This is a genomic window from Micromonospora sp. DT46, from assembly GCF_049841735.1.
GTDB classification, from domain to species: domain Bacteria; phylum Actinomycetota; class Actinomycetes; order Mycobacteriales; family Micromonosporaceae; genus Micromonospora; species Micromonospora reichwaldensis.
Map to the genome: position 1 here is coordinate 100,668 of NZ_JBNCKW010000010.1, position 14,240 is coordinate 114,907.

Consider the following 14,240-nt stretch of genomic DNA (forward strand, 5'->3'; position numbering starts at 1 on the left):
GAGGGCAGCAGTAGCCAGCCGGGTCGTGCCCGGCGTATCCCGACCCCGACGACCCCGGGAGCCCTGAGCGACCCGTGTTGATCGTCGTTGGTCTTCTACTCATCATCGTTCTCACCGTCGCCACGGGTTACTTCGTGGCCCAGGAGTTCGGCTACGTCGCCGTGGACCGGGGCCGGCTCAAGCAGCTGGCCGACGACGGCGACAAGGCCGCCGCCCGGGCGCTGGAGGTGACCGCGAGGCTGTCGTTCATGCTCTCCGGCGCGCAGCTCGGCATCACCGTCACCGCCCTGCTGGTCGGTTACGTCGCCGAGCCGTTCCTCGGTGCCGGGCTGGCCGAGCTGCTCGGGGTGGCCGGCGTCTCCACGGCCGTCAGTTTCCCGCTCTCGGTCGCCCTGGCCCTGACCCTCGCCACCGTGGTGCAGATGGTCCTCGGCGAGCTGGCCCCGAAGAACCTCGCCATCGCCCGGCCCGAGCCCCTCGCGAAGGCCCTGAGCAGCTCCACCCTGATCTACCTCAAGGTCGCCGGTCCGCTGATCAAGCTCTTCGACCGGGCCGCGGTCCGGCTGCTGCGCCGCGTCGGCATCGAGCCGATCGAGGAGCTGCCCAGCGGCGCCACCCCGCAGGACCTGGAACAGATCATCGCCGAGTCCCGCCAGGAGGGGCACCTCACCGACGAGATGTCCACGCTGCTCGACCGGGGGCTCGACTTCCGGGGGCTGACCGCGGGCGAGGTCATGGTGCCCCGCGTCGACGTGCACACCGTACGCGCGCACGAGCCGCTCAGCCGGGTGGTCGAGCTGCTCGACACCGGCAAGTCCCGCTTCCCCGTACGCGGCACCGAGGGCGTCGACGACCTCGTCGGCGTCGTCGGCATCGCCGACGTGCTCGGCGTACCCCCGGAGCGGCGCGCGAGCACCCCGGTCAGCGCGGTCGCCGGCCCTCCGCTCCTGGTTCCGGAGACCCTGCCGCTGCCGACGGTGCTGGACCGGCTGCGCTCCGGCCACCGGCAGCTCGCCTGCGTGGTCGACGAGTACGGCGGCTTCGCCGGCGTGATCACGCTGGAGGACATCGCCGAGGAACTCGTCGGCCCGATCCGGGACGAGGACGACCCGCCGGAGCGCGCCCCGGCCCGCCAGGAGGACGGCTCCTGGGTGGTGCCGGCCCGCTGGCGCATCGACGAGGTGGCCGACAGCACCGGCATCTCGCTGCCCGAGGCGCCGGAGTACGACACGCTCTCCGGCCTGGTCATGCGGGAGCTGGGGCGGGTCCCCGAGGTCGGTGACCGGCTGGAGATCAGCCTGCCGGCCGACGGCGAGGACGGCGCGGAGGAACCGCGCGCCCTGGTCGAGGTGCTGGCCGTCGACCGGCACGTGGCCGACTCGGTCCGACTGCGGATCGCCGAGCCCGGGGAGGTGTCCGCATGAGCCCCGGCATCGCACTCTTCACGTCGGTGATCCTGCTGGCGTTGAACGGCTTCTTCGTGGCCGCCGAGTTCGCCCTGGTGGCCAGCAAGCGTTACCGGCTGGAGCACGCGGCCGCCGGAGGCGGCCGGGCCGCCCGGGCCGCGCTCGACGGCGTACGCGAGCTGTCCCTGATGCTCGCCGGCGCGCAGCTCGGCATCACGCTCTGCACCCTGGGGCTCGGCGCGCTCGCCGAGCCGGCGATCGAGCACCTGCTGAGCCCGCTGCTGCACGCGGTCGGGCTGCCGACCGCCGCGAGTCACGTGATCGCGCTGATCTTCGCGCTGAGTCTCGTCACCTTCCTGCACCTGGTGGTCGGGGAGATGGCGCCGAAGTCCTGGGCGATCACCCACCCGGAGCGCTCGGCAGTGCTGCTGGCGCTGCCGTTCCGCGCCTTCGCGCGGGTCGCCCGCCCGTTGCTGTCGGTGATGAACGCCCTGGCCAACGCGATGCTGCGGCTGGTCAAGGTCAACCCGCAGGACCAGCTCGCCCAGGTGCACGGCCCGGACGAGCTGCGCATGCTGCTGGAGCAGTCGCGCGAGCACGGGCTGCTGGGCGCGGAGCAGCACCAGATGCTGACCAGCATGCTGGAGTTGCAGGGCACCACGGTGGCTCAGGTGATGGAGCCGTTCGACCAGATGGTGACGGTGCGCCGGGACGAGGGCGCCGACCGGATCGAGCAGGTCAGCCGGGACAGCGGCCGGTCGCGGCTGGCCGTGCTGGACGCCAACGGCGATGTCTGCGGCCTGGTCCACGTCCGGGAGGCGGTGCGGGCCACCACCACGGGGCGTGCGGTCACCGCCGGCGACCTGATGACCAACGCCCTCACCCTGCCGGCCTCGGCGTCGGTCAGCGACGCCGTGGCGGAGATGCGCGCCCGGCAGTCCCAGCTCGCGCTGGTGCGCAACGGTGGCGGGCCGACCCGGCCGGTCGGGTTCGTCGCGCTGGAGGACCTGCTGGAGGAGGTCATCGGCGAGTTCGACGACGAGACCGACCCGGTGCCGCGCGGTCGACGCATGAGGTGAAACCGGATAGGTGGCCGCTCTTCGTCGAAGTCGGGGCGGCCACCCGCCGGGTCCGCGACGATGGAGGTGGCCCCACCCGCCGGGTCGGCGACGCCAGGGGTGACCCCACGCGCGGGGTCGGCGGCCGTGGGTGGCAGGGCCGGCCCAGTCGTGGACGGGGGAGTGCCGTGCGGTTGACGGGGGTGTCGCCCGAGTCCGGCTGGACCGGGCTGTCGGTGCGGACCGCCCTGGCCAACGCGAGCACCCGTCCCGGGCTGCGGCTGCCGGGGCGGGTCACCGTCGTCGCGGGCTCCACCGACGTACCCGTCCTGCACGTCCGGCTCGGCCTGGTCACCACGGCCGAGCCGGACGACCCGGAGGCGCCCCGTCGGCTGGTGCAGTTCCACCAGGCGACGGTGGCCGACGCGTTCGTGCTGCGGGCCGGGCGGGGCCGGTCGATCCCGTTCGAGTTCCCGCTGCCGTGGGAGACCCCGGTGACCGTGTTCGGCGGGGTGCCCCTGCTCAGCCTGCGGATGGGGCTGCGTACGGAGGTGGCGGTCGAGCCCCGCCTCGACCAGGGCGCGATGGTGCCGGTCTTCGTGCATCCGCTGCCCACCCAGGCGCACGTCCTGGCGGCCCTCGACACGCTCGGCTTCAGCATGCGCCAGGCCGGCCTGGTTGACGGGCGGCTGCCGGGGGTGGCGCAGACCCTGCCGCTGCACCAGCGGCTGGGCTACTGGGTGGCGCCGCTCTACGCCGGGCCGATCACCGAGCTGGAGCTGATCTTCATCGCCGAGCCGGCCGGCCTGGAGGTGATCCTCTGGCTGGACCGGCGGCTGGCCCTGGCCGGGATCACCCACCAGAGCATCAGCCGGTTCCGGGTCTGGCACGTCGGCGCCGACCAGCGGGACTGGATCGCGACCGTGGACGCCTGGCTGCGTACGGCGATCAACCGGCACGCCGCGGCCGCCGCGCACGCCGACTGGTCCGCGACCCTCTCCGGGTCGGCGCACGTCAGCCGCCCGCCGGACGAGCCGATCCACCCCGGCTTCGGCCTGGGCGGCACGGCCGGCGGAGCCGGCGTCGGCGGCTCCGGCGGCGGTGACGGCACCTGACGCTCCGGTGGCGGTGACGGCACCTGACGCTCCGGTGGCGGTGACGGCACCTGACGCTCCGGTGGCGGTGACGGCACCTGACCGGACCGGGTCAGGCGGTGGCGGTGGCCAGCTTGAGGCTGAAGCCCAGGAAGAGCGCGGCGACGCCCGTGGTGGCGCCGGCGGCCAGGCGGTGGCGCCGACGGAACTGGGCCGCCAGGAACGTGCCCGTGAAGATCAGCGCGGTCAGGTAGAGCGCGCTGGTGACCTGGGCGATCAGCCCGAGCAGCAGGAACGACAGCGCCGGCCAGGCGTAACCCGGGTCCACGAACTGGATGAAGAACGAGACGAAGAAGAGGATCGCCTTCGGGTTGAGCAGGCTGATCACCAGCGCCTTGCGGAAGGGGCTGCGCAGCGCCGCCGGCTCCGCGGCGTCGATGAGCCGCGGGGTGGCCGGGTCGTTGCGGGTCCGCCAGCGTCGCCACGCGCCGCGCAGCATCGTCAACCCCACATAGCCGAGGTACGCGGCGCCAGCGTACTTGATCACCAGGAAGAGCGGCGGGTAAGCCTGGACCAGCGACGCCACGCCGGCGGCGGAGAGGAACATGAGTATCCCGTCGCCGACGAAGACCCCGCCGGCCGCCCGGTAGCCGGTCGCCACGCCCCGCTGCGCGGCGGTGGAGAGCACGAAGAGGGAGTTGGGCCCGGGCAGCAGAACGATCGCCACGGTGCCCAGCACGTACGTCCAGATGTCGGTGATGCCCAGCACGCCCGCCATCATGGGGCCACGGGTGCCGTCCGGCGAAGCCTTTCCCGGAGCGTGACCTGTGCGTTCGGCCACTCGTCGACGATCATCGAATACTGCACGGTGTCCCGCCAGGAGCCGTCCGGGCGGAGCCGGTGCCGGCGCAGCACCCCCTCGCGGGACGCGCCGAGGCGCTCGATGGCCCGCTGCGAGCGCTCGTTGCGGACGTCGGTGTGCCAGACCACCCGCTCCGCGCCCAGTTCCTCGAAGGCGCGGGTGAGCAGCAGCAGCTTCGCCTCGGTGTTGATCGCGGTGCGCCACCAGGGCCGGCCCAGGTAGGTGTAGCCGATCGCCACCGCCCGGCGCTCCGGGTCCACCTCGTAGAAGGAGGTGGTGCCGACCACCGCCCCGGTCACCGCGCAGCGCTGCACCCAGGGCACCCGCTCGCCCCGCCGGTGTGCGGCCAGCGCGGTGGCGATCCCGTCGGCGGTGCCGGCGACGTCGGCCGGCTGCGGGCTGCCCAGGTACCGCCAGACCTCCGGGTCGGCGGTCGCGGCGTGCAGCTCGTCGGCGTGCGCGAGGTCGAGCGGTTCCAGCAGCACGTGCTCCCCGCGCAGCACCGCCGGGTCGAGCCACGGCGACGTCCGCTCCCGCAGGTACGCCGGCACCGGCACGCCCACCCCGGCGTCGGGCTCGGGCAGCCCGGCGGTCAGCCGCAGCGGCACCACGCCGGCCCAGTGCGGCAGGGCGAGGTCGGTCTCCTCGTCGCGTACGCCGCCGGTGCGGGCGCGCACCGACACCTCCCGCAGCGGCAGGGCCAGCACGGCCGTCTCGGCCAGCTCCCGGCGCGACGGCGGACGGCTGTCGGCGCTGCGCCCGGCGGCGGCCTTCTCCACCAGGGCGGTCAGCATCCGCAGCTTCTCCCGCTGGTCGGTGACCAGGCGGGCGGTGCCGTGGGCGACCACCGAGCGGTAGTTGGCGCTGTGGTGGAACTGCGAGCGGCCGTAGACGAGGCCGTCGAGCAGGGTGACGGCGACGCAGACCGGCAGTCCGTCGCCCCGGGCGGCGAGCAGTGGCCGGCTGCCGGTGGAGCCGTGCAGATAGAGGGTGTCGCCGACGCGGACGTGCAGGGTGGGCAGCACCCGGGGTTCGCCGTCGACCGTGAACCCGAGCGCGCAGTCGTACGCCTCGTCGAGGATCGCGTGCGCGGCGGCCTCGTCGTAGCTCATCCGTTCCCGGGAGCGGCTGGCGGTGGTCCGGTCGGTGGGTGCGTACATGGCTCGACCTTTGTTCTAGTACAATCCCTGATTTGTGTCAGCACGCTATCAGGTGGCCGGTACGACGGCCGCCGAGATTTCGGCCAGCATCGAATCGGGCATCCGCTCCGCCGCCCTCGCCCCCGGCGACGCGCTGCCCCCGGTGCGGGAGCTCGCCGCCCAACTCGCGGTGAGCCCGGCCACCGCGGCCCGGGCCTACCAGGAGCTGCGCCAGCGCGGCCTGGTGGTCACCGCCGGCCGGCACGGCACCCGGGTCCGGCCCCGGCCGCCGGTGGCGTCCCGCCGCTCCGCGCTGCGCCCGCCGACCGCCCCCGGCCTGCGCGACCTCTCCCGGGGCGAGCCGGACGTGCGGCTGCTGCCGCCCCTCGGGGCGCACCTCGCCGGCCTCGCCGCCGTCGCGGGGGAGCCGGTCGGCTACCCCGCGGCCGGGGTGCTGCCCGAACTGGCCGAGGCGGCCCGCGAGCGGCTGGCCGCCGACGGCGTACCGGCGACGGAGCTGACCGTCACCGGCGGCGCGCTGGACGGCATCGAGCGGCTGCTCGGCGCGCACCTACGCCCCGGCGACGCGGTCGCGGTCGAGGACCCGGGCTGGGCCAACCTGCTCGACCTGGTCGCCGCGCTCGGGCTGCGGCCGATCGGCGTGCCGGTCGACGACGACGGTCCGCTGGTCGCCGGGGTCGCCGCCGCGCTCGCCGCCGGCGCACGGGCGCTGATCGTGACGAGCCGGGCCCAGAACCCCACCGGCGCGGCGGTCTCCCCCGAGCGGGCCGGGGAGCTGCGCGCCCTGCTCGCCGGCCGGTCCGACCTGCTGCTGATCGAGGACGACCACGCCGCCGAGCTGGCCCGCGTACCGCTGCACCCGCTCGCCGGGGCGACCCCGGCGTGGGCCTTCGTCCGCTCGGTGAGCAAGCCGTTCGGCCCCGACCTGCGGCTGGCCGTGCTGGTCGGCGACGAGACCACCGTGGCCCGGGTGGCCGGCCGGGCCCGGGTCGGCGCCGGCTGGGTCTCCACCGTGCTGCAACGGCTCGTCCTGGCGCTCTGGCGGGACCCCGCCGTGGCTGAGCTGGTGGACCGGGCCGCCGGCAGCTACGAGCGGCGGCGCACGGGGCTGATCGACGCGCTCGCCGGCCACGGCCTGGTCGCCCACGGCCGCAGCGGCATCAACGTCTGGCTGCCGGTCGACGACGAGACCAGCGTGCTGACCGCGCTGCGCGACGCCGGCTGGGCGGTCGCGCCCGGCGCGCTGCACCGGATCGCCGGCCCGCCGGCGCTGCGGATCACCGTCAGCTCGCTCGACGAGGCGGAGATCCCGGACCTGGCCGAGGCCGTGGCCCGGGCCGTCCGGCCCACCCCCGCCGCCGGCTTCACGGCGTGAGCGGGGAGCCTGCCGCGACCCCGGACGGCCCGGGGTGGGCGACGCCGCGTCGGCACTCCGCCCACACCGTCCACTTTGTGCGCACCGGCGTGTCCCTCCCGGCGGGTCCCCGCGCGTGTTCCCTCCCGCACCGGGTAGAACAGTCGCCATGGCCGAGCAGACCGAGACCGCGCCGGGCGCGCAGAAGTTCATCCCGCCGCGCGCCGACACCCTCGACGACCTGCGCGCCGCCGCCGCCGGCTGCCGGGGCTGCGAGCTCCACCGGGACGCCTCGCAGACCGTCTTCGGTCGCGGCGACGCCGGCGCCCGGGTGGTCTTCGTCGGCGAGCAGCCCGGCGACCTGGAGGACCAGAAGGGCCTGCCGTTCGTCGGCCCCGCCGGCCGGCTGCTGCGCAGGGCGGTCGACGACGCCCGGCTCGACCCCGGCCACATCTACCTCACCAACGCCGTGAAGCACTTCCGCTTCGAGCTGCGCGGCAAGCGACGCATCCACCAGACCCCGGACCGGGTGCACGTCACCGCCTGCCGGCCCTGGCTGGTCGCCGAGTTTGCCCAGCTCCGCCCGGAGATCGTGGTGGTGCTCGGCGCCACCGCCGCAAAGGCCCTGCTCGGCCCGACGTTCCGGGTCACCCGCCAGCGCGGCGAGCTGCTGCCCTGGCCGGAGTCGGCCCAGCACCCGGAGGACTTCCGGCGGGTGCCGGTGGACTCCGCGGGCGCCGTCGCGGACGCCCCGCCGGCCCGGCTGCTGGCCACCATCCACCCGTCCGCCGTGCTGCGCGCCGACGACCAGGACAAGGCGTACGAGGGGTTGGTCGCCGACCTCACCGTGGCCGCCCGCGCCCTCGCCGGCTGACCGGCCGGTGCCCGCCGGTCGGCGGTCAGTCCGGCGTCGTGATCTTGCCGTGGACGTCCTTGGCGACGATCCGCCCGTCGCGCACCCGGTAGACGTCCAGCCCGCGCAGCACCGTACCGTCCTCGGCCGGCGCCCACGCCCACTCGCAGACCGCCCGCTCGCCGTCCGCCCACACCGCCCCCAGGGCCGGGCCTGGTCCCGGACCGAGCTGGCTGGCGAGGACCGCGCGCACCGCGTCGCGCCCCCGCACCGTGCCGGCCGGCCCGTCCCAGGCGCTGGGACAGTACGTGACGTCCTCGCTCAGGAAGCCGACGACCGCGTCGAGGTCCCCCCGCTCCCAGGCCGCGTTGAACTCCTCCACCAATCCCCGTGCGTCGGTCACGCCCGCACAGTAACCCTCCGCCGCCCGGCTCGCGGGAGCCCCCAAGGCGAATCTTGGGACAGTTGCCGTTCGCCGCGAGCGGCAACTGTCCAAGATTCGCCTTGGCCCGACCGGCGGACGGCCGGTTGGGCCGCGGCAGCGTCGGTGGCGGCGTACGCAGCGTGTGCGCCGGGTGGGCGGCCCCTGGGCAGGGCGGGTGAGCGGTGCCACACTTGCCGCCATGGAGCAGCATCTCTACGAGCGCGACCACGAGGAGTTCCGCGAGCTGTGCCGCGAGTTCCTGACCCGCGAGGCGGTGCCCCACCACGAGCGCTGGGAGGCCGACGGCATCGTCGACCGCGAGGTGTGGCGCCGGGCCGGGGCGGCCGGCCTGCTGGGCATGGACGTCGATGCGGAGTACGGCGGCGGCGGGCAGCGGGACTTCCGGTTCAACGCCGTGCTGGACGAGGAGATCGTCGCCAGCGGCTGCACGGGGCTCGGCTTCGGCCTGCACAACGACGTGGTGGCGCCGTACCTGACCGAGCTGACCACCGACGAGCAGCGCAAGCGCTGGCTGCCCGGGTTCTGCTCCGGCGACCTGGTCACCGCGATCGCGATGAGCGAGCCCGGCGCCGGCTCCGACCTGGCCGGGATCCGCACGAGCGCGGTCCGCGACGGCGACGGTTGGGTGCTCAACGGCCAGAAGACCTTCATCACCAACGGGGAGATGGCCGACCTGGTGGTCGTGGTCGTGCGTACCGCCCCGGAGCAGGGCGCGCACGGGGTGAGCCTGATCGCGGTGGAGAGCGGCACCCCCGGCTTCTCCCGGGGCCGACGGCTGGCCAAGGTCGGGCTCAAGGCCAACGACACCGCCGAGTTGTTCTTCGACGACTGCCGGGTGCCGGCGGAGAACCTGATCGGCACCGAGAACCACGGCTTCTACCACCTGATGGCCAACCTGCCCCGGGAGCGGCTCAGCATCGCGGTAGTCGCGGTGGTCGCCGCCGAGCGGCTGCTCGCCGTCACCCTCGACTACGCCCGCTCCCGGCAGGCGTTCGGCCGACCGATCGGCGCGTTCCAGCACAACCGCTTCCTGCTGGCCGAGCTGGACACCGAGGTCACCATCGCCCGTACCTTCGTCAACCACTGCGTCGCGGAGTACGGCGCCGGCCGGCTCTCGGTCACCGACGCGGCCAAGGCGAAGTGGTGGACCACCGAGCTGCAGAACAAGGTCGCCGACCGCTGCGTGCAGCTGCACGGCGGCTACGGCTACATGCTGGAGTACCCGGTGGCGAAGGCGTGGCTGGACGGGCGGGTGCAGACGATCTACGGCGGCACCACCGAGATCATGAAGGAGATCATCGGCCGGGGCCTCGGGTTGTAACGTCGACGGGCTGCCGGGTGGCGGGGCGGGTGCGCAAGGATGAGATGGCACCTCGCCCCTTACCTCGAAGGAGCCGCCATGGCCACCGACCTCGCCGCGCCGCTCGCCGCGGCCGACGTCGCGCCCATCCAGCGGCGTACCCTGCGGCTGCTCTTCGTCACCCAGATCGTCGGCGGGATCGGGGTGACCATCGGCGTCGCCGTCGGGGCGTTGCTCGCCTCCGACGTCGCCGGCACCGCCGTCGCGGGCCTGGTCAGCAGCGCCGCCGTGGTGGGCGGGGCGTTGCTCGCCGTGCCGGTCACCCGGATCATGACCGTGCGTGGCCGACGGCCCGGCCTGGTCGTCGCGTACCTCACCGGCGCGGCCGGCGGCGCCCTGGTGGTCCTCGCCGCGGTGACCCGCTGGGTCCCGCTGCTCTTCCTCGGCATGCTCCTGTTCGGCGGCGGCAGCGCGGCCAACCTCCAGGCCCGCTACACGGCGGTGGACCTGGCCGAGCCGGCGCGCCGGGGCCGCCAGCTCTCGTTGATCGTCTGGGCCACCACCATCGGCGCGGTCGCCGCGCCGAACTTCGCCTCGCTCGCCGACCGCACCACCAGCGGCTGGGGGCTGCCGACGCTGGCCGGTCCGTTCGCGTTCAGCGCCGTCGCGCTCGTGCTGGCCGCCGGGGCGATCCTGGCGTTGCTGCGGCCGGACCCGCTGCTCACGGCGCGCCGGCTGGCGGCGGCCGGCACCCCGGCGGCCCCCGTCGTCGCGCCGGCGCCGACCGCCCGGCGCGGTGCGGGCATGCGGGCCGCCTGGGCGGTGGTACGCGCGCGGCCGGCCGCCCGGCTCGGCATCGTCGCGGTGGCGGTCGGCCACCTGGTCATGGTCGCGGTGATGGTGATGACCCCGGTGCGCCTGCACGAGTGGCACGACGACGCCGACGTGCTGCGGGTGGTCGGTCTCGTGCTGAGCCTGCACATCGCCGGCATGTACGCCCTCGCCCCGGTGGCGGGCTGGCCCACCGACCGGGTCGGTCGCCGGGCGGTGATCCTCGGTGGCGTCGGGCTGCTGCTCACGGCGTGCGCGGTCGCCGGCACGGCCGGGCACCACACGGCCTGGCTCTCGGTCGGGTTGTTCCTGCTCGGCCTGGGCTGGTCGGGGACCATGGTCGCGGGCTCGACGCTGCTGTCGGAGTCCGTGCCGGTGGGGATCCGGCCGAGCGTGCAGGGGCTCTCCGACCTGACCATGGGGCTCGCCGGTGCCGCCGCCGGGGCGGTCAGCGGGTTTGTCGTGGAGGCGGCCGGTTATCCGGTGCTCACCGGGCTCGCGGCGGTCGCGGTGGTGCCCCTGGTGACGCTAGCGTTGCGGCCGGTGCCGGTGGGGGCACCGGACGAGGAGGACTGATCACGTGCGGCTGACCGACTTCTGGACCCGGCTCGAGGAGGCGTTCGGCCCCGGCTACGCGGCCAGCATCGCCCGCGACCAGGTGCTCTCCCAGCTCGGCGGGCGGACCGTCGAGCAGGCCCTGGCGTCGGGTGAGCAGACCCACGTGGTGTGGCGCGCGGTCTGCGCCGCCTATCCCGACCGGGTGCCCGCGCGACTACGCTGAGCAGCCGTTTCGCGGCTTCCGCGTGTCGCTTGTCGCCTCGTACACCTGTTCGGCTATTGTCCACAGCGGGGTGCTCGTCCACAGCTCACGGCCGGTCGGCTGGTTTTCTGTCGGACCCAGCGCCTAGCGTGTCCGCGTGACGCGAAGCTCAGGAAAGACGCCGGCGAAGGCAGGGGTGGCAAACATGGCCGCAGGGCCCGACCGGGAGAAGGCACTCGACCTTGCTCTCGCTCAGATCGACAAGCAGTTCGGCAAGGGTTCGGTGATGCGGCTGGGAGAGCGTCCGGTCGTTCAGACCTCGGTGATTCCGACGGGTTCGATCGCGCTCGACGTGGCGCTCGGCGTGGGCGGTCTGCCCCGGGGCCGGGTCGTCGAGATCTACGGCCCGGAGTCCAGCGGTAAGACCACGGTGGCCCTGCACGCGGTGGCCAACGCCCAGCGGGCCGGCGGCATCGCCGCCTTCGTCGACGCCGAGCACGCGCTCGACCCGGAATACGCCAAGGCCCTCGGCGTCGACACCGACTCCCTGCTGGTCTCCCAGCCGGACACCGGCGAGCAGGCGCTGGAGATCGTGGACATGCTGGTCCGCTCCGGCGCGATCGACATCATCGTGATCGACTCGGTGGCGGCCCTGGTGCCGCGCGCCGAGATCGAGGGCGAGATGGGCGACAGCCACGTGGGCCTCCAGGCCCGGCTGATGAGCCAGGCGCTGCGGAAGATCACCGGTGTGCTCAACAACACCGGCACCACGGCGATCTTCATCAACCAGCTCCGCGAGAAGATCGGCGTGATGTTCGGCAGCCCCGAGACCACCACGGGCGGCCGGGCGCTGAAGTTCTACGCCTCGGTCCGGCTCGACGTGCGCCGCATCGAGAGCCTCAAGGACGGCACCGACGTGGTCGGCAACCGCACCCGGTGCAAGGTCGTGAAGAACAAGGTCGCGGCGCCGTTCAAGCAGGCCGAGTTCGACATCATGTACGGCAAGGGCATCTCCCGCGAGGGCTCGCTGATCGACGTGGGCGTGGAGCAGGCGATCATCCGCAAGTCCGGCGCCTGGTACACGTACGACGGCGACCAGCTCGGCCAGGGCAAGGAGAAGGCCCGGGAGTTCCTCAAGGAAAACCCGGATGTCGCCGCCGAGATCGAGAAGAAGATCCTCGAGAAGCTCGGCGTCGGGGTGGGCGCGGGCGACGCCGCCGGTGGCCCGGAGCTGCCGCCGGTCGACTTCTGACCGGTCCCTGACCCGTGGCAGGACGACGCGCCCGCACCGGGCGGGGCTGGGATGCCAGCCCCGCCCGCGCGGGTGACGACAGCGCGCCCCGGCCCCGTCGGGCCCGGCGCGGCCGTACCGACGACACCGACCCCGAGGCGCCCCCGGCCCCGCCGCGCGACGAGGCCGAGCTGGCGCGGGAGATCTGCCTGCGCCAGCTGGCCGTCCGGCCCCGCACCCGGGCCGAGCTGGCCGGGGCGCTGGCGAAGCGAGGCGTCTCCGACGAGATCTCGGCGGAGGTGCTCGACCGCTACGACGAGGTCGGCATCATCGACGATGCCGCCTTCGCCCGGGCCTGGGTGTCGAGCCGGCACTCCGGCCGGGGTCTGTCCCGCCGTGCGCTCGCCAACGAGCTGCGCCAGCGCGGGGTGGACGGCGAGGTCGCGAGCGAGGCGCTCGGCACGCTGGACGAGGAGACCGAGGCCGAGACCGCCCGCGCCCTGGTCGAGCGGAAGCTGCGCACCGCCCGGGGCGAGCCGGACGCGGTCTTCCGGCGGCTGGTGGCCATGCTGGCCCGCAAGGGCTACCCGCCGGGCGTGGCGATCCGGGCGGTGAAGGACGCGCTCGCGGCGCAGAGCGCCGAGGCGGCCGAGTTCGCCGAGCAGATCGACGCGGACGCGCTCGCCGACGCCGAGGGCGAGCTGGACCGGGACAACCGCTCCCCCGGGTGAGCGGAGCACCGGCTCGCGGAAAGGGCCCGCTGCTGAAGGAGCGTCGCGACGGGCTGCGGAGCCCGGCGGTAGGACGCCGCGCTGGAGGCGTGGCGGCAGGGCCGCAGCCCTGGCGGTGGGACCTCGTGCTGGGGGCGCGTCGCGACGGAGCGCTGAGATCGTCGGTGAGGCCCGTGTCGGAGGCGTGTGGCGGCAGGGCCGCTGAGCCCGGCGGTGGGCGGGGGGAGACTTCGTGTTGAAGGCGTGCCTCAACGGGGCCCGAGGGCGTGACGAGCATCCGGCGGTGCCGGTCACCCCGGCCGAGCTGGCGGCCGACGCGGCCCGCTGCGCAGGGCTCGGCGCAGGGGCGGTGCACGTGCATCCCCGGGACGCCGCCGGCCGCGAGTCCCTGCACCCACTGGTGGTCGCCGCCGCGCTGGACGCGATCCGGGCCGCCCGGCCGGGGCTGCCGGTGGGAGTGAGCACCGGAGCCTGGATCGAGGCGCAGCCGGCCGCCCGGGTGGCCGCGGTCCGGGCCTGGACCGTGCTGCCCGACTTCGCCTCGGTCAACGCTCACGAGCCGGGCGCGGAGGCGGTGGCGACGGCGCTGCACGAGCGGGGCGTCATGGTCGAGGCGGGACTCTGGACGGTCGACGCGGTCGAGGCGTACGCGCGGTGGCGGGTGCCGGCCGGGCGGATCCTGATCGAGTGCATGGCCGAGGACCGGACGGTGGCGCTTGCGGACGCCGCCGCGATGCTGGCCGCGCTGCCCTCCGATGCGGCCGGGAGCCCACCGGTCCTGCTGCATGCCGAGGGGCCGGCGACCTGGCCGGTGCTGGCCGAGGCGGTACGCCGGGGCCTGCACAGCCGCGTCGGGCTGGAGGACACGCTGGCACTGCCCGACGGCTCGCCCGCGCCCGACAACGCCGCACTGGTGGCGGCGGCACTGGCGTCGGGCGCCCGCTGACCCACCCGATCGGGGGAGTGGTGCACTCGTGGGCTCCGGCGAGCGTCGCGGCGCAGAGGGTTGCGTCACAGCCGGTCGGCCGTGCGCCGGCGGGTACGCGCACGGCCGCAGGGTGGCGCGGCGGCGGGTGCGTACGGGCCGCCGCGCTGAGCAGGGCCGACACGCCGCGCGGCCCGGTCCGCTGCCGTTTTGTCCGCCGGTGTCCGGGC

The 14,240-nt window shown here is 74.7% G+C and carries 14 protein-coding genes; 11 read left to right on the forward strand and 3 right to left on the reverse strand.

The genetic code is table 11. The features are described from left to right. Positions 1-74 precede the first annotated feature (74 nt). The 3 genes from ACLQ20_RS26065 to ACLQ20_RS26075 all read left to right on the forward strand — a co-directional run bounded on the left by ACLQ20_RS26065 (position 75) and on the right by ACLQ20_RS26075 (position 3,579). Positions 75-1,424 (forward strand): hemolysin family protein, encoded by a 1,350-nt coding sequence (locus ACLQ20_RS26065; protein WP_151453933.1) that lies wholly within the window; start codon positions 75-77, stop codon positions 1,422-1,424. Continuing rightward, the gene (locus ACLQ20_RS26070; protein ID WP_151453934.1) at positions 1,421-2,485 is read left to right on the forward strand and encodes a hemolysin family protein; all 1,065 of its coding nucleotides are present in this window, start codon (positions 1,421-1,423) and stop codon (positions 2,483-2,485) included. The genes ACLQ20_RS26065 and ACLQ20_RS26070 overlap by 4 nt, the downstream gene beginning before the upstream one ends. Before the next feature lie 167 nt (positions 2,486-2,652). Then, positions 2,653-3,579, forward strand: coding sequence for a sporulation protein (locus ACLQ20_RS26075; protein ID WP_327030844.1), 927 nt, complete (start codon positions 2,653-2,655; stop codon positions 3,577-3,579). 91 nt (positions 3,580-3,670) lie between these two features. On the opposite strand, the gene leuE is transcribed toward ACLQ20_RS26075, so the two are convergent. Both leuE and ACLQ20_RS26085 read right to left on the reverse strand, forming a co-directional pair. Then, positions 3,671-4,339: a leucine efflux protein LeuE gene (gene leuE, locus ACLQ20_RS26080; RefSeq protein ID WP_311414232.1), complete on the reverse strand. Its 669-nt coding sequence runs from the start codon at positions 4,337-4,339 to the stop codon at positions 3,671-3,673. Beyond that, entirely contained in the window at positions 4,336-5,580 is a 1,245-nt protein-coding gene (locus ACLQ20_RS26085; protein ID WP_327030845.1) for a bifunctional pyridoxamine 5'-phosphate oxidase family protein/GNAT family N-acetyltransferase, read from the reverse strand. The genes leuE and ACLQ20_RS26085 overlap by 4 nt, the downstream gene beginning before the upstream one ends. Before the next feature lie 34 nt (positions 5,581-5,614). Here ACLQ20_RS26085 and ACLQ20_RS26090 point away from each other — a divergent pair, with 34 nt between their 5' ends. Beyond that, the gene (locus tag ACLQ20_RS26090; protein ID WP_151453938.1) at positions 5,615-6,955 is read left to right on the forward strand and encodes an aminotransferase class I/II-fold pyridoxal phosphate-dependent enzyme; all 1,341 of its coding nucleotides are present in this window, start codon (positions 5,615-5,617) and stop codon (positions 6,953-6,955) included. 148 nt (positions 6,956-7,103) lie between these two features. Next, positions 7,104-7,808, forward strand: a complete 705-nt coding sequence (locus ACLQ20_RS26095; protein ID WP_151453939.1) for a UdgX family uracil-DNA binding protein — start codon at positions 7,104-7,106, stop codon at positions 7,806-7,808. A 25-nt stretch (positions 7,809-7,833) separates the two neighbouring features. Here the strand turns inward: ACLQ20_RS26095 and ACLQ20_RS26100 are convergent, their stop codons facing one another. Then, the gene (locus ACLQ20_RS26100; protein WP_327030847.1) at positions 7,834-8,190 is read right to left on the reverse strand and encodes a nuclear transport factor 2 family protein; all 357 of its coding nucleotides are present in this window, start codon (positions 8,188-8,190) and stop codon (positions 7,834-7,836) included. Between the two features lie 220 nt (positions 8,191-8,410). Between ACLQ20_RS26100 and ACLQ20_RS26105 the strand changes: the two genes are divergently transcribed. From ACLQ20_RS26105 to ACLQ20_RS26130, 6 genes are all read left to right on the forward strand, one after another. Next, positions 8,411-9,553 carry an acyl-CoA dehydrogenase family protein gene (locus ACLQ20_RS26105; RefSeq protein ID WP_425857943.1) on the forward strand — a complete coding sequence of 381 codons (1,143 nt, stop codon included), beginning with the start codon at positions 8,411-8,413 and terminating at the stop codon, positions 9,551-9,553. A gap of 78 nt (positions 9,554-9,631) precedes the next feature. Further along, complete coding sequence (locus ACLQ20_RS26110; RefSeq protein WP_425857944.1) at positions 9,632-10,939, forward strand: MFS transporter; 1,308 nt, start codon at positions 9,632-9,634, stop codon at positions 10,937-10,939. Positions 10,940-10,943: 4 nt separating this feature from the next. After that, positions 10,944-11,144, forward strand: a complete 201-nt coding sequence (locus ACLQ20_RS26115; RefSeq protein WP_151453943.1) for a DUF3046 domain-containing protein — start codon at positions 10,944-10,946, stop codon at positions 11,142-11,144. A gap of 184 nt (positions 11,145-11,328) precedes the next feature. After that, entirely contained in the window at positions 11,329-12,375 is a 1,047-nt protein-coding gene (recA, locus tag ACLQ20_RS26120; RefSeq protein WP_311414238.1) for a recombinase RecA, read from the forward strand. Positions 12,376-12,389: 14 nt separating this feature from the next. After that, a complete protein-coding gene (locus ACLQ20_RS26125) occupies positions 12,390-13,085 on the forward strand; it encodes a regulatory protein RecX (RefSeq protein WP_358117038.1) in 696 nt (231 codons plus the stop codon). A 232-nt stretch (positions 13,086-13,317) separates the two neighbouring features. Continuing rightward, positions 13,318-14,031, forward strand: a complete 714-nt coding sequence (locus tag ACLQ20_RS26130) for a 3-keto-5-aminohexanoate cleavage protein (protein WP_425857945.1) — start codon at positions 13,318-13,320, stop codon at positions 14,029-14,031. Positions 14,032-14,240: the final 209 nt, after the last annotated feature.

Bases quoted from the DNA above. Each gene is read 5' to 3' on its own strand.
- ACLQ20_RS26070 (WP_151453934.1), top strand. From the start codon at position 1,421: ATGAGCCCCGGCATCGCACTCTTCACGTCGGTGATCCTGCTGGCGTTG.
- leuE (WP_311414232.1), bottom strand. From the start codon at position 4,339: ATGATGGCGGGCGTGCTGGGCATCACCGACATCTGGACGTACGTGCTG.
- ACLQ20_RS26085 (WP_327030845.1), bottom strand. From the start codon at position 5,580: ATGTACGCACCCACCGACCGGACCACCGCCAGCCGCTCCCGGGAACGG.
- ACLQ20_RS26095 (WP_151453939.1), top strand. From the start codon at position 7,104: ATGGCCGAGCAGACCGAGACCGCGCCGGGCGCGCAGAAGTTCATCCCG.
- ACLQ20_RS26105 (WP_425857943.1), top strand. From the start codon at position 8,411: ATGGAGCAGCATCTCTACGAGCGCGACCACGAGGAGTTCCGCGAGCTG.
- ACLQ20_RS26110 (WP_425857944.1), top strand. From the start codon at position 9,632: ATGGCCACCGACCTCGCCGCGCCGCTCGCCGCGGCCGACGTCGCGCCC.
- recA (WP_311414238.1), top strand. From the start codon at position 11,329: ATGGCCGCAGGGCCCGACCGGGAGAAGGCACTCGACCTTGCTCTCGCT.